Here is a 14,241-nt window from a genome sequence, read left to right as displayed (position 1 = left end):
GCACATCAATAAGTCGAGCATCACCAATTTATTTCCCATTCTTGTCATCCTGAGGAACGAAGGATCTGCCGACTATCCTTTGCCGACATGCATGACCGATAGCAAAGTTCGCAGATCCTTCGTTCCTCAGGATGACAGTTTTATATTTAGACTTTGTTCTTCTTTCATAATATCGAGGAAGGTTATCGCTGTGAACAACATCTTTGTTTATATAGTATTCTTGGCTCTAACCCTCTTTTTCACTGGCTGCTCATCCAATCAACCCAAAGTCAACAATGTTAAAATAAACCTCAGCCCCGATAAGCACTCCCTCAAAATAACCGGCCTCGACCCATTGATAGTTCAGGACATTAACCGCGATTCATCCGGAGGCAACTGGCAAAGCCTGGTGCCTGTATTTAAAATGCCGGCAGATACCGATCTGAAAAACTACCAGCCCGTGCAGCCGGGAAAATATGTGGTAAGCGATACTGTGGTAGTGTTTACGCCCGATACGCCATTCATCGCGCAGCAAACCTATTTTGTGCGCTATTATAAATATGACGCCAACAGCAAGGCCACCGATTTTATATTGGGGCATAATAAACTGGGCAGTCTGCATTATACAGATTTGATTTTTAAGCAATAACACTGTTGGGTGCGATTTCAAACCCGCATACGCTATTTTTTCCTCTGTTCCCTTTTTTTTAACCACAGTATTTGATCTTCCGTATCAGGCACTTTTAGCCCTCTGACTGTGCTTATTCGATCAATTATTTCTTTAACGTTAAGCTGATTCCCCTTTTCCAAAAGGATACTACCGGCAATTATGGAGGATCGCCCAATCCCCATCCTGCAATGAATGACAACGGAACAACCTTCCTCAATTTTTGAAGACATCAGATTTATAAAAGCATTTATCTTGCCGTCATCATTTGGGACGCTTCTATCTGGTATTGGAAAGTTAGAAAAGGCAATGCCGTAGCTGGCACAAATGTTTTTTTCCTGCCTTAAACCTAATTCTTCGATCTCCGTTGACTCCAGGAGAGATACAAGGTGATTGACATTTTGCTTTTTAAGGCTTGCGATCTCGTCATTAAGCCAATCATTCCCTCTTGGCCTCGCCATGATTCCCAATCTGGCAGCATTAGTAAAAGTTTCTATCCAGTAGATTTTAACAAGCATTAGTTGAAATTCGTGTAAACTTAGCGTATAAAATTTTTGCAGGGGGTTGGCCTCATAATGCAAACAAAAAAGATCCTCTATTCGCGGTAGGACATAATGCCCTTAGTAACAAGGCTGGCTATAAAGGTAAATAAATGTATTGTACAAAAGTTGGTTATTCGAGCTCCACGGTCTTAATAGCAAGGCTCGTTTATTGGATTGTGTACTTTTGCCTACTATATATTCCTATCAATATTAAACTAATAGCCTTCTTTGATAGTTGAAAAATTAATAATTTTGATTATATTTGCAGTCAATTAATAAAAGAGGGGGCAAATAGCCCCCTCTTTTATTTTATCAATTAAAAATTATCAATCAAAAACAGGCGGGTAATGAACATTGAAAAAAGAGTAAGGGAACTGGTAGAAGAGAAGATAGCCGATAAGCCAAATTTGTTTTTAGTGGATGTTAAAATGCACTCAAACGGAAAGCTTATTGTTTTGCTTGATGGTGATGACGGTGTAGGTATTGACGATTGCGTGGCAGTAAGCAGGCATGTGGGCTTCCATTTAGAGGAAGAAAATGTGATAGAAACCGCTTACAACCTGGAAGTATCGTCGCCGGGGATTGATTTCCCGCTTTCGTCGCCAAGGCAATATGCCAAGAATGTTGGGCGCACGTTAGGCATCAAGATGGCTGATGGTGTAAAAAGAGAAGGCGTTTTATCGGCTTTAACCGAGGATGCCATCATAATAGAAGAAAAAATAAAAGAAAAAGGGAAAAAAGCTGAAACTGTTGAGAGCGTTATCCCATTAGATAAAATAACAGAAACAAAAGTTTTAATATCATTCAAGTAGAAAATGAGCAATATTAATTTAATTGATTCTTTTCAGGAATTTAAAGATTTCAAGAACATTGACCGCCCAACCATGATGAGCGTTTTGGAAGACGTTTTCAGAAGCATGATCAGGAAAAAATACGGCACAGATGAAAATTGCGACGTAATTGTAAATACCGATAACGGTGACTTAGAGATCTGGCGCACCCGTAAGGTTATGGAAGATGGCTTTAGCGAAGATGATGACCTGGAAGTTGAACTGGCCGAAGCAAAATTGTTTGATCCGGATCTGGAAGTGGGCGACGAGCAAATAGAGCAAATTACCCTGGAAAGCTTTGGCCGCCGTGCTATTTTAGCGGCACGCCAAACACTGGTTTCAAAAATTCTGGAACTGGAAAAAGACGAAATCTTCAAAAAATATAAAGACCGCGTTGGCGAAATTGTTACCGGCGAAGTTTACCAGGTTTGGAAAAAAGAAACTTTGGTATTGGATGACGAAGGTAACGAATTGTTGCTTCCAAAAACAGAGCAGATCCCGGCCGATTACTTTAAAAAAGGCGATAGTGTAAAAGCTGTTGTTCATAAAGTAGATATGCTGAACAGCAACCCTAAAATCATTATTTCTCGCACAGCGCCTGAGTTTTTACAGCGTTTGTTTGAGCTTGAAGTACCTGAAATTTTCGACGGATTGATCACCATCAAGAAAATTGTACGTGAGCCGGGCGAAAGGGCTAAGGTTGCGGTTGAATCATATGATGATCGTATCGATCCGGTTGGCGCCTGCGTGGGTATGAAAGGTTCACGTATTCATGGTATCGTTCGCGAATTGAAAAATGAAAACATTGATGTGATTAACTTCACCAACAACATTCAGCTTTATATTCAACGTGCGTTGTCGCCGGCCAAAATCACATCTATTAAATTAGATGATGAGAAAAAAACAGCGGCCGTTTATTTAAAACCCGACCAGGTATCCTTAGCGATTGGTCGCGGCGGGCATAATATTAAACTTGCAGGCAAGTTAACAGGATATGAGATAGATGTTTACCGTGAGGCAGATGAGCATGATGAGGATGTGGATATCGAAGAATTCTCAGATGAAATTGATAGCTGGATCATTGATGAATTTAAGCGTATTGGCTTAGATACAGCAAAATCGGTGTTGGCTTTAACTGTTGGCGAGTTGGTAAAACGTACCGATCTGGAAGAAGAAACGGTAAAAGAAGTGCTATCAATATTGAATGCTGAGTTTGAATAAGCATAATAACCAAAATTAAAATCGTATTTTTGCGATAATTAGCAGAGAAAATATAATAAATGTCAGAAGACAAATCAATAAAATTAATTAAGGCGGTAAAAGAGCTCAACATTGGTATGGGTACCATTGTCGATTTTTTGGCGACTAAAGGCTATAAGGTTGATAAACATCCCATGGCCCAGCTAAATGGCGACATGTACAATGCATTGTTGAAGGAATTTGCCTTTGATAAAAGTATTAAAGAGGAAGCCAAGCAGATCAGTATCGGTAAGATAAGGAAAGAGGAAACTGCACCGCTGCCTGAAAGACCGGTTGAAAACCGCCGTTCGCGCGATTTTGAGAACGAAGAAATACTGATCAAAAATGCCGGCCAATACACCGCGCCGCAGGCCGAAAAACCGAAACCGGTTGAGCCTGTTGCTCCTGCTGCCCCGGTGAAAACCGAGGAGCGTAACGATGTATTGCCCGGAGTTAAGGTAATTGGAAAAATTGACCTTAATAACTTAAACGCAAAACCGCAGCCTGTCGCGGAAAAGCCGGTTGTAGTAGAAACGCCAAAGCCGGAACCCATTGCAGAGGCTCCAAAACCGGAGCCTGTTGCAGAGGCCCCAAAAGTAGAAGCGCCAAAACCAGAGCCTGTTGTTGAAGCACCAAAACCAGTGATTGCTGAAGCCCCAAAGGCCGAAGCACCAAAACCACCGGTTGTTGAAACGCCAAAGGCAGAAGAACCCAAAGTAGAAGCACCAAAACCGCCTGTTGCACAGGCCCCGGTTGTTGAAACCCCGGCCGAAGCACCTGCAGATGGCGATGATGAGGTAATACGGGCTAAGGCAGAGCGCCTTACCGGGCCTAATATTATAGGTAAAATACAATTGCCGGTTAATGCGCCAAAGCGCAATCCTATAGCATCTTCATCAAATTCAAACAGCGCAGATCATAAGCGTAAAAGGAAACGTAAAGATAGCCAGGGTAACCCACAGCAGGGCGGCGGTGGCAATCATCCGCAAAATCAGCAAGGTGGTGGCAATCATCCTCCGCATACCCCATCGGGTGGCGGTACCATTAATCCTAATCGTCCTGATTTCAGGAACCGGGGTAATGGCGCGCCAGGAAATGGTGGGCCACAGCAAGGTGGCGGTGGTGGAAACCGCCCTGATTTCAGAGGCAACCGTAACAATGCGCCGCAAAATACCGGCCCTAAGGAAGAACCTTCAGAAAAAGATATACAAGACCAGATTAAAGCAACGCTTGCACGTTTAAGCGGTGCAGGTAAATCGGGCAAATTTGCACAGCGGGCCAAATTCCGCCGTCAAAAACGTGATGACGTTGCCGCCAGCGCCGATGAATTGGCAATGGAGCAGGAATTGCAATCGAAGGTATTAAAGGTTACGGAGTTTGTAACTGCCAATGAGCTTGCATTAATGATGGATGTATCTGTAACCCAGATTATATCTACCTGTATGAGCCTGGGCATGTTCGTATCTATCAACCAAAGGCTTGATGCAGAAACATTAACCATTGTGGCCGACGAGTTTGGCTACCAGGTTGAGTTTGTGAAGCCACAAGATGAAGAAGCCAATCTTGATCAACCGGACGATCCGGCAGACCTAGTTCCCCGTGCTCCGATAGTAACCATTATGGGTCACGTGGATCATGGTAAAACATCATTGCTTGATTTTATCCGCAAAACAAACGTAATAGGCGGCGAAGCCGGGGGTATTACCCAGCACATTGGCGCTTATGAAGTAACCTTGCCGGATAATAAAGGAAAAATAACATTCCTGGATACACCGGGCCACGAGGCATTTACCGCCATGCGTGCAAGGGGTGCACAGGTAACAGATATTGTAATTATTGTAATTGCCGCTGACGATAGCGTGATGCCACAAACCCGCGAGGCCATAAACCACGCGCAGGCTGCAGGTGCACCAATCATCTTCGCTTTCAACAAAATTGACAGGCCAGGTGCCAACTCGGATAAGATCCGCGAGCAACTATCGGCCATGAATATTCTGGTTGAAGAGTGGGGTGGTAAATACCAAACACAAGAGATATCGGCTAAAACCGGCTTAAATATCGAACTGCTGTTAGAGAAAGTATTGCTTGAGGCCGAATTACTTGAATTAAAAGCGAACCCTAATAAACGTGCCGTGGGTACCGTTATTGAGGCCGCGTTAGATAAAGGCCGCGGTATTGTTACCACTATATTGGTACAGGCCGGCAGGTTAAAAGTAGGCGATCCGATATTGGCAGGTTGTTACAGCGGTCGTGTTAAGGCATTAACCAATGAGCGAGGCCAAAGAGTTGAATCGGCTGGCCCGTCAACACCGGTACAGGTATTGGGTATGCAGGGTGCGCCAACAGCGGGCGATAAATTTAACGTACTGGAAAGCGAAGTTGAAGCACGTGAAATTGCCAACAAGCGTTTACAATTGCAACGCGAGCAAGGTTTACGTACGCAGAAACACATTACACTTGATGAAATTGGCCGCCGTTTGGCAGTTGGTAACTTTAAAGAGCTTAACATTATTGTTAAGGGCGACGTGGATGGATCTATCGAGGCATTGTCAGATTCATTGCTGAAACTATCTACCGAGCAGATCCAGGTTAATATTATATCCAAGGCGGTAGGTCAGATCTCCGAATCAGACGTATTGCTGGCTTCTGCATCTGATGCGATTATCATCGGTTTCCAGGTTCGTCCATCAGGAAGCGCCCGTAAACTGGCCGAGGCTGAGCAGATAGATATCAGGCTTTACTCTATCATCTACGATGCCATTAACGAGATTAAGGCAGCGATGGAAGGTATGCTTGCACCAACCTTTGAAGAGAAGATTGTTGCGAATGTGGAAATCCGCGAAACCTTCAAAATTAGCAAGGTGGGTACAATTGCAGGTTGTATGGTGCTGGATGGTAAAATTAACCGTAACAGCAAAATCCGTATCGTTCGTGATGGCGTGGTTATCTACACCGGCGAACTGGCTTCACTGAAACGCTTTAAAGATGATGTGAAAGAAGTATTAACCGGTTACGAGTGCGGTTTAAACATCCAGAACTTTAATAATATCGAAGTAGGTGACATTGTTGAAGCTTACGAAAATGTAGAAGTTAAACGGAAGTTGTCATAACATCAGCTTACCGAAAAACACAAGGGGCCAATCTGTTGAAGATTGGCCCTTTTTTTATTTGTGCGCCCGGAGTTCAAACAAAGATAAAATCCGGTTAATTCTCGATAGCGGGCAGCGTTATCCCGTGGCAGACAGTGTATAGGGGTGCTGCAAACCCAAACCGGAAATCATCCCAGCTAACCTTTTGCCCGGCGATCGGCGGCTGATAAACGGTCACTGCCGAATGTGCCCGCCGCGGAACGTAAGGTCCCAATACCCCCTCTTTTTAACATATGCCCCCCTATTGTTTAACAAATGTTCCATATTATTATTTGTGTCCATTAATATTGGTGTATACTTTTGGCCACCCAAAAAACTTAATCTTACTGAAAGCCCTTATGAAAAGAAAACCAACTTGTTTTGCGATATGTGCCCAGGCAATGTAACTTTTATTAAAATAGATATGGGTGCAACCGGCAGGCGTCATCCATCACCTGATATATAAATATTTAACAGCCCTTGTTTCAATCAGTTTAATACTTCCGTAATATATTGTTGTATTTGCAATTGTAACATAATCAATACATTATTAATGTAGCAGGCCTTTTGGGGTGAGCGGTTTGATTATTAATTAAAAGTAATGTACATTTCCTTTTTATAAAAACCTAAATGATAAACAAACCACTCCTGTGCTTTTTTATCGTCTTCACTTATTTAAGTGGCCGGGCCTTTGGACAAACGGTAACGGACGACAGTACCATGCAAAAAATAGCTATTGGCCACGTAATTGATGATTACAATACTTCAATGGGGCAAATGTCGCGCCTTTATAATGGCCCCGAGTATGAGTTTTATGATCCGATAATAAAAGGGAACGCTTTTTTCCTGGATATAAACGAGTTTAAACCCGGTACGGTCAATTACGATGGGATATATTATTCCAATGTGCCAATGATATACGACATCAACAAAGACATGGTTGTAACCTTGTTGTATAATGGCTTTTCAAAATACTCGTTGTTAAACTCCCGGATCCAGGGCTTTGATTTACTTAACCATCACTTTGTGTACATCGAGTCCGATTCAACAAACCTTGCAGCATCAATAAGCAGCGGTATTTATGAAGAGGTGTACAGCGGCAAACTGCAGGTATTAATTAGATGGACAAAAAGCATTCAAAGCATATCAACTCAAACTACGCTCGAAACTTTTTTTACTGAAGCCAAAAAGCATTACTATTTAAAAAAGGGTAGCAATTACTACAGTGTAGGGGGGCAAAGCGCTTTCATGAATGTATTGAAGGATAAAAAGAAAGAATTGCAGCAATATATCAAAGCCAATAAAATTAAGTTTAAGGATAACCCCGAGAAGGCGATGTATTTGATTGCCGCGCAGTACGATCAGTTATCAAAATAAGTAAGCTTTATAAAATATTGTAGTCAACCTCAAAAAACCAGCTGTTAAACCTTAACCGGCATAAGACGTTGCGAAAATAAATATGCGAATGAAAAAAATTTACTTTTTAAGTTTTTGTTTTTTGATCCTGATGAAAGTTGGCAACGCCCAGCAAACGACGGTTAAAACAATAAGCGTAAACTTACAGCAGGCTACTATCGGGCAGTTTGTTACCGATGTTGAAGCTAAAACCGGGTATCATTTTTACTATGAACCCGCGCTGTTTGATAGTTTAAAGATAACGGTTAAGGTAGATAATAAGCCGGTTGAGGTGGTGCTTGATGCCGCATTTAAAAACACCGCCTTTCGGTATGCTATAACGGCAGACAGGCAAGTGTTTTTAACCAAAGGGCGTGAAATACAACCAGCGCTTGCCGCAGGCTTTTTTGGAGTTAAGCCCGCCGCCGCTGCGCTAAAAAATAATGTAACCACAACGGTAGCCGAATTTACCGATCAGAAAGAAAAGGCTATTCCGGAGGCGACAACCGAAAATAAATTATACGAGATAGGTAATAAAACGAACACTATTGGCCCCGGTAACGCAACGCTATCGGGCTACGTTCGCGACAGCAAATCTGGCGAGGCAGTAATTGGAGGAAGCATTTTTGTTACCAATACCAAAACAGGGGTTGCAACAGACCAGTTTGGCTATTTTACCATCAGCCTGCCCAAAGGGCGCCAGATTTTAAGCATCCGCGGACTTGGCATGCGCGATACCCGCCGGCAAATTGTGCTGTATTCTGACGGAAAGCTGATCATCGAAATGAAAGAGCAAATTACCAGTCTGAAGGAAGTAAAAATATCGGCCGAGAAGGTGGCCAATGTGCGCAATGTACAATTGGGTGTAAACAGGCTGGATATTAAGAGCATTAAACAGGTGCCAACGGTATTTGGCGAGGCCGATGTTTTAAGGGTGGTATTAACACTGCCTGGTGTACAATCAGTGGGCGAAGCTACAACCGGGTTCAACGTGCGTGGCGGATCGGCCGATCAGAACCTCATTTTGATGAATGATGCTACAATTTATAACCCGTCGCACTTTTTCGGGTTTTTCTCCTCATTTAACCCCGACATTGTAAAAGATATAGAACTTTACAAAAGCAGCATCCCCGAAAAATTTGGCGGGCGCTTATCGTCGGTGCTGGATGTTACCAATCGCGAAGGAAATAAAAAGAAGTTTACAGGTTCGGCAGGTATTGGTTTAATAACCAGCAGGCTTAATGTGGAGGGGCCTATTATTAAAGATAAAACCTCGTTCTCATTCGGCGGTCGTACTACCTACTCTGATTGGTTGTTGAAGTTGCTGCCCGACGCTTATAAGCACAGCCAGGCATCTTTTTACGATTTAAACCTCGACATCAGCCACCAGATAAACGAGAAAAACAATATTTACGTAACCACTTATCTGAGTAAGGATAAATTTAAATTAAACAGCGATACATCCTACGGGTACAGTAACCGTAACGCCAACATTAAATGGAAACATAATTTTAACGATAAGCTGTTTAGTGTTATAGGCGCGGGTATAGATAGGTATCAATATAATATTGCCAGCTATGATAACCCGGTAAACGCCTACAAGCTGAACTTCGATATCAACCAAACCAATTTTAAAGCGGATTTTGTCTATTACCTTAACCGTAAAAACACCGTTAATTTTGGTTTAAGCTCTATATTTTACAAGCTTCATCCCGGAAACTTTCAACCGAACAGCGCCAAATCATTGGTCGCACCTGATGTTATCCCTGCACAACAGGCTTTGGAGAGTGCTTTATATCTGGGCGATAAGTACGATTTTACCGAAGATTTTTCGGTAAGCGGTGGCATCAGGTATTCTATTTATAACTTCCTGGGGCCGCAGCTGGTTTACAACTACGCTCCCAACTTGCCAAAAACAAGGTCCAACCTGCTCGATAGCACTAATTACAGCAGCGGGAAGTTCATTAAAACATATTCGGGGCCCGAGATTCGCTTGTCGGCACGTTACCAGTTGGGCGATAATACTTCTTTAAAGGGCGGTTATAACACGTTAAGGCAATACATTCATTTATTATCAAACACAACAGCCATTGCCCCTACAGATGTTTGGCAACTGAGCGATCCCAATATTAAGCCGCAATATGGCGACCAGGTATCGCTTGGCCTTTACCACAACATGAAGGCAAATACCATCGAAACCTCTGTCGAAATTTATTACAAAAGGCTGCGAGATTACCTGGATTACCGCAGCGGCGCCAACCTGGTATTAAACCACCATATTGAAAATGATGTATTGGGTACCGAAGGCAAGGCTTACGGTATTGAATTTTTGTTAAAGAAAACCACAGGCAAGGCCAATGGCTGGATAACCTATACCTACTCGCGCACATTTTTAAGGCAAACCAATCCTAATGAAGGTGAGTTGATTAACGGCGGATCATACTATCCGGCCAATTTTGATAAGCCACATGCTTTTAACTTTATCGGCAACTACCGTTTTTCGCACAGGTTTAGCGTATCGTTAAACGTTACTTATAGTACCGGAAGGCCTATTACATTGCCGGTAGCCAAGTATGAATATGGCGGATCAGAGCGGGTGTATTATTCAGACAGGAACCAGTACCGCATCCCGGATTACTTCCGGTCAGATTTTTCGATGAATATTGAGGGCAATCATAAAGTGCATCAGCTAACCCACAATTCATTCACCATAGGCATATATAATTTAACAGGCAGGCAAAATGCATATTCTACCTATTTTACCACGCAGAGCGGTATTATAAGCGGTTATAAACTATCCATTTTTGCGAAGCCGATTCCGTTTATCAATTATAACATCAGGTTTTAACTAACATGTGCAGGGAGGGCAACTATATGGGTTATTTAATATTGCTTGGCGCAGCTGCGCTAAGCTGTCGTAAACTGTATGCGCCAGGCCCAATATCTTCCCCGGGTACTTACCTTGTTGTTGAAGGAGTTATTGATCCTGGTACCGATTCAACAATTATTAAATTAAGCAACACGGTTCACCTTTCAGACCCCACCTCGCAGGCTATGGAAACCAATGCCCGCTTAACGGTTGAAAATGAGGCCGGCACAAGTTATTCACTAACCGAGTTTAAGGCCGGGCAGTACCTTGCGGTGGGGTTAAATCTTGATAAAACAAAAAAATATCGCCTGCATATCAAAACCAGCGGCGGAAACGAATATGCATCTGATTACGTGCTTGTTAAACAAACACCGCCCGTTGATAGCGTTACCTATAAAATAACACCTAAGGGGCTGCAAATCCATTCAAACACACATGATGTTACCAACAGTACCCGTTACTATAGGATGGCTTATGAAGAGGCCTGGAAATATCATGCCAGGTATAACTCAGAATTAATTATAAAAAATGGCGAAATAGTGTTGCGCAGGGAAGATGAGCAGATTTATTATTGTTACCGGGGCGATAAATCGAGCAATATAATTTTGGCATCATCAGAAAAACTAACACAGGATGTAATATTTGATCATCCGATTATCCTGATTCCGCCGTCGTCAGAAAAACTGACGGTAAAATACAGCATACTGTTAAAGCAATATGCCCTTACAAAAGAGGCTTATGAATTTTGGGAGAACATAAGGAAAAATACCGAACAACTTGGCAGCATCTTCGATGCGCAACCATCACAATTAAAGGGGAATGTTCATGGCATTAGCAACCCCACCGAAACAGTTATTGGTTATGTGAGTATATCAACGGTGCAAACTAAAAGAATTTTTGTTGACAACAATCTTTTTCCGAATACATGGTACGTACCCGACGATGGTAAATGTGAAAAAAACGCCTATCGTTTAAATAATGATGGCGAAAACGATGTAGACCTTTTTATTATTAAAGGAGGCCTTATCCCGATTACCGCTATAATAAGCCCTTATCCCCGGATAATTGTTGGCTATGAGGCATCTACCGTTGAATGTACCGACTGTACACTAAAAGGCACAACAACTGCGCCGCCTTATTGGCAGTTTTGATAATAAAGAGGATAAATAGGCAGCTGGGCGGAGTTTTATAAGTAATGAGAATGATAAAAAATAGATATATAACATATTTAATTGTACTGGGCGGGATTATCATAGGGTGTAAAAAACCATATAATCCGACGGTTATAAGCAGCCCCAACCATTACCTGGTGGTAGAAGGAGTAATTGATGTTGGTGACAGTGTTACGGTTATTAAACTAAGCGAAACCGTGAACCTGGGCGATAATGTAAAAACATCTGGCCAGGCCGGCTATACGGTAACTATCGAGGATGAAGCAGGTGCTGCCAATGCCCAATTGCAGCCGATACCCGGGCAGAACGGAAAATATACATCGGCAGGGCCGTTAAGCCTTGATCAGTCAAAAAAATACAGGTTGCATATATCGGGCAACGGTAAGGAATATGCTTCAGATTATATAGCTGTGAAAAAGACACCTGCCATTGACAGCGTTGGTTTTGTGCCCAAAGGCAACAACCTGAGTATATATGTTAATAGCCATGATGCAACAAATAGTACACGGTACTATCGCTGGGATTATACAGAAGCATGGAAGTTTCATGCCAGATATGAATCGGGCCTTATTGTTGATCCCGTTACAAAAGCAATAAGGAACAGGAAGCAGGATGAAGCATCGTACTATTGTTACACCGGCGATATATCAAGTAATACAGTGATAGCGTCATCGGCCAAGCTGACCTCAGATGTGATATTCCAGGCGCCGGTAACAACTATTGTGTCTACCAACGAAAAGCTTTCTGTGCGGTACTCCATTTTATTGAGGCAGTATGGCTTAACAAAAGAGGCCTATGAGTTTTGGGAAAACATACGAAAAAACACGGAACAGCTGGGGAGTATATTTGATGCCCAACCTTCGCAGTTGCAGGGTAATATTCATTGTATATCTAATCCTGCCGAACCGGTTATTGGATTTGTAACCATCACAAACGTTCAGCGGAAGCGCGTTTTTATCGATAACAGTCAGTTGCCGGTAGCGTGGTATCCTGTTTATCCATATAACTGTGAGGCAGACACAGCACTTTTAAATAATCCGAAAACTATGCAGAATGAGGTGGCGTCAATTATAATTAACGGAAATGGCATTCCAATTTCGTCAATCGTAAACATGAATACCGTGGTTGGATATATTTATTCGACAATTGAATGTACCGATTGCAGGATAAGAGGAAAATCATTGCCTCCGCCATTTTGGAAATAATTAACAATAAAATGATTAACCGTAAATATATCTGGTTTTTGGCGATGCTTTGTGGAATAGCAGGAGGGTGTAAAAAGCCATATAATCCATCCGTGGTAAGCAGCCCAAACCACTACCTGGTGGTAGAAGGAGTAATTGATGTTGGTGACAGTGTTACAGTTATTAAGCTAAGCCAAACGGTAAACCTTGGCGATGATGTAAAAACATCGGGCCTGGCCGGTTACACGGTAACCATTCAGGACGCATCAGGGGCGCCTGTTACTACATTACAGCCAATATCCGGACGAGACGGGCAATATGCTTCGGCAACGCCGTTAATCCTTGACCAGTCAAAAAAATACAGGCTGCATATAGCAGGCGATGGCAAGGAGTACGCTTCGGATTATGTTGGTGTTAAAAAAACGCCCCCTATTGATAGCATTGGCTTTGCGCCCAAGGGCAACAACCTGAATATTTATGTTAATACCCATGATGCAACTAATAGTACGCGCTATTACCGTTGGGATTACACCGAAGCATGGAAGTTTCATGCCAAATACGGATCCGGTTTTCTTGTAGACCCGGTAACCAAAGGAATAAGGAGCAGAACAGAGAATGAAGCCGCGTATTATTGTTTTACCGGCGATATATCAAGTAATACAGTGATAGCGTCATCGGCCAAGCTGAGCTCAGATGTAATATTCCAGGCGCCCGTAACAACTATTCTGTCTACCAACGAAAAAATTTCTGTGCGGTACTCCATTTTATTAAGACAGTACGCCTTAACGAAAGAGGCTTATGAATTTTGGGAAAATATCCGCAAAAATACCGAACAGCTGGGGAGCATATTTGATGCCCAGCCATCGCAGTTGCAGGGCAATATTCATAGTATATCTAACCCTGCCGAGCCGGTTATTGGATTTGTAACCATTACAAACGTTCAGCGTAAGCGTATTTTTATTGATAATAGACAGTTGCCGTTAGAATGGTATCCTAAATATCCATACTACTGTGAGGCAGATACCGCCCTTATATATAACGAGAAAACTATGCAGAACGAAGTGAAAACACGCATAATTGAAGGCGGTGGTATCCCAATTTCGCCAATCATATATCAGAATACAATAATCGGATATATTTATTCAACTCTTGAATGTACCGATTGCAGGATAAGGGGTAAATCATTAGCTCCGCCGTTTTGGAAGCCATAATGCAAAAAAGAACAACAACGGCAAT

At 42.5% G+C, this 14,241-nt stretch carries 10 protein-coding genes; 9 read left to right on the top strand and 1 reads right to left on the bottom strand.

All coding sequences use genetic code 11. The annotated features are described in order from the left end of the window. Positions 1–220 precede the first annotated feature (220 nt). Complete coding sequence (locus AC1DXF_RS02495) at positions 221–628, top strand: hypothetical protein (protein ID WP_477445776.1); 408 nt, start codon at positions 221–223, stop codon at positions 626–628. A gap of 32 nt (positions 629–660) precedes the next feature. On the opposite strand, the gene AC1DXF_RS02490 is transcribed toward AC1DXF_RS02495, so the two are convergent. After that, positions 661–1,164, bottom strand: coding sequence for a phosphatase domain-containing putative toxin (locus AC1DXF_RS02490; RefSeq protein WP_477445774.1), 504 nt, complete (start codon positions 1,162–1,164; stop codon positions 661–663). Between the two features lie 371 nt (positions 1,165–1,535). On the opposite strand from AC1DXF_RS02490, the gene rimP reads away from it, so the two are divergent. The 8 genes from rimP to AC1DXF_RS02450 all read left to right on the top strand — a co-directional run bounded on the left by rimP (position 1,536) and on the right by AC1DXF_RS02450 (position 14,216). Next, complete coding sequence (rimP, locus tag AC1DXF_RS02485) at positions 1,536–2,000, top strand: ribosome assembly cofactor RimP (RefSeq protein ID WP_477445772.1); 465 nt, start codon at positions 1,536–1,538, stop codon at positions 1,998–2,000. 3 nt (positions 2,001–2,003) lie between these two features. After that, the gene (gene nusA / locus AC1DXF_RS02480; protein ID WP_090651403.1) at positions 2,004–3,239 is read left to right on the top strand and encodes a transcription termination factor NusA; all 1,236 of its coding nucleotides are present in this window, start codon (positions 2,004–2,006) and stop codon (positions 3,237–3,239) included. A 59-nt stretch (positions 3,240–3,298) separates the two neighbouring features. Further along, positions 3,299–6,367 carry a translation initiation factor IF-2 gene (infB, locus tag AC1DXF_RS02475; RefSeq protein ID WP_477445770.1) on the top strand — a complete coding sequence of 1,023 codons (3,069 nt, stop codon included), beginning with the start codon at positions 3,299–3,301 and terminating at the stop codon, positions 6,365–6,367. A gap of 648 nt (positions 6,368–7,015) precedes the next feature. Beyond that, positions 7,016–7,762 (top strand): hypothetical protein, encoded by a 747-nt coding sequence (locus AC1DXF_RS02470; RefSeq protein ID WP_477445768.1) that lies wholly within the window; start codon positions 7,016–7,018, stop codon positions 7,760–7,762. An 88-nt stretch (positions 7,763–7,850) separates the two neighbouring features. Then, positions 7,851–10,628 carry a carboxypeptidase-like regulatory domain-containing protein gene (locus tag AC1DXF_RS02465; protein ID WP_477445766.1) on the top strand — a complete coding sequence of 926 codons (2,778 nt, stop codon included), beginning with the start codon at positions 7,851–7,853 and terminating at the stop codon, positions 10,626–10,628. A 26-nt stretch (positions 10,629–10,654) separates the two neighbouring features. Next, positions 10,655–11,800 carry a DUF4249 domain-containing protein gene (locus tag AC1DXF_RS02460; protein ID WP_477445764.1) on the top strand — a complete coding sequence of 382 codons (1,146 nt, stop codon included), beginning with the start codon at positions 10,655–10,657 and terminating at the stop codon, positions 11,798–11,800. A 50-nt stretch (positions 11,801–11,850) separates the two neighbouring features. Further along, positions 11,851–13,026 (top strand): DUF4249 domain-containing protein, encoded by a 1,176-nt coding sequence (locus tag AC1DXF_RS02455; protein WP_477445762.1) that lies wholly within the window; start codon positions 11,851–11,853, stop codon positions 13,024–13,026. An 11-nt stretch (positions 13,027–13,037) separates the two neighbouring features. After that, on the top strand, positions 13,038–14,216 hold the full coding sequence (locus AC1DXF_RS02450) for a DUF4249 domain-containing protein (protein WP_477445760.1): 1,179 nt from the start codon (positions 13,038–13,040) through the stop codon (positions 14,214–14,216). The last annotated feature ends 25 nt before the right edge of the window (positions 14,217–14,241 follow it).

Source organism: Mucilaginibacter sp. P2_A5, from assembly GCF_056404995.1.
Note: the sequence above shows the minus strand (reverse complement) of the source record. Positions and strands in the feature narration are given on the sequence as shown.

Bases quoted from the DNA above. Each gene is read 5' to 3' on its own strand.
- AC1DXF_RS02490 (WP_477445774.1), bottom strand. From the start codon at position 1,164: ATGCTTGTTAAAATCTACTGGATAGAAACTTTTACTAATGCTGCCAGA.
- AC1DXF_RS02470 (WP_477445768.1), top strand. From the start codon at position 7,016: ATGATAAACAAACCACTCCTGTGCTTTTTTATCGTCTTCACTTATTTA.
- rimP (WP_477445772.1), top strand. From the start codon at position 1,536: ATGAACATTGAAAAAAGAGTAAGGGAACTGGTAGAAGAGAAGATAGCC.
- AC1DXF_RS02450 (WP_477445760.1), top strand. From the start codon at position 13,038: ATGATTAACCGTAAATATATCTGGTTTTTGGCGATGCTTTGTGGAATA.
- infB (WP_477445770.1), top strand. From the start codon at position 3,299: ATGTCAGAAGACAAATCAATAAAATTAATTAAGGCGGTAAAAGAGCTC.
- AC1DXF_RS02460 (WP_477445764.1), top strand. From the start codon at position 10,655: ATGGGTTATTTAATATTGCTTGGCGCAGCTGCGCTAAGCTGTCGTAAA.
- AC1DXF_RS02465 (WP_477445766.1), top strand. From the start codon at position 7,851: ATGAAAAAAATTTACTTTTTAAGTTTTTGTTTTTTGATCCTGATGAAA.
- AC1DXF_RS02455 (WP_477445762.1), top strand. From the start codon at position 11,851: ATGATAAAAAATAGATATATAACATATTTAATTGTACTGGGCGGGATT.
- nusA (WP_090651403.1), top strand. From the start codon at position 2,004: ATGAGCAATATTAATTTAATTGATTCTTTTCAGGAATTTAAAGATTTC.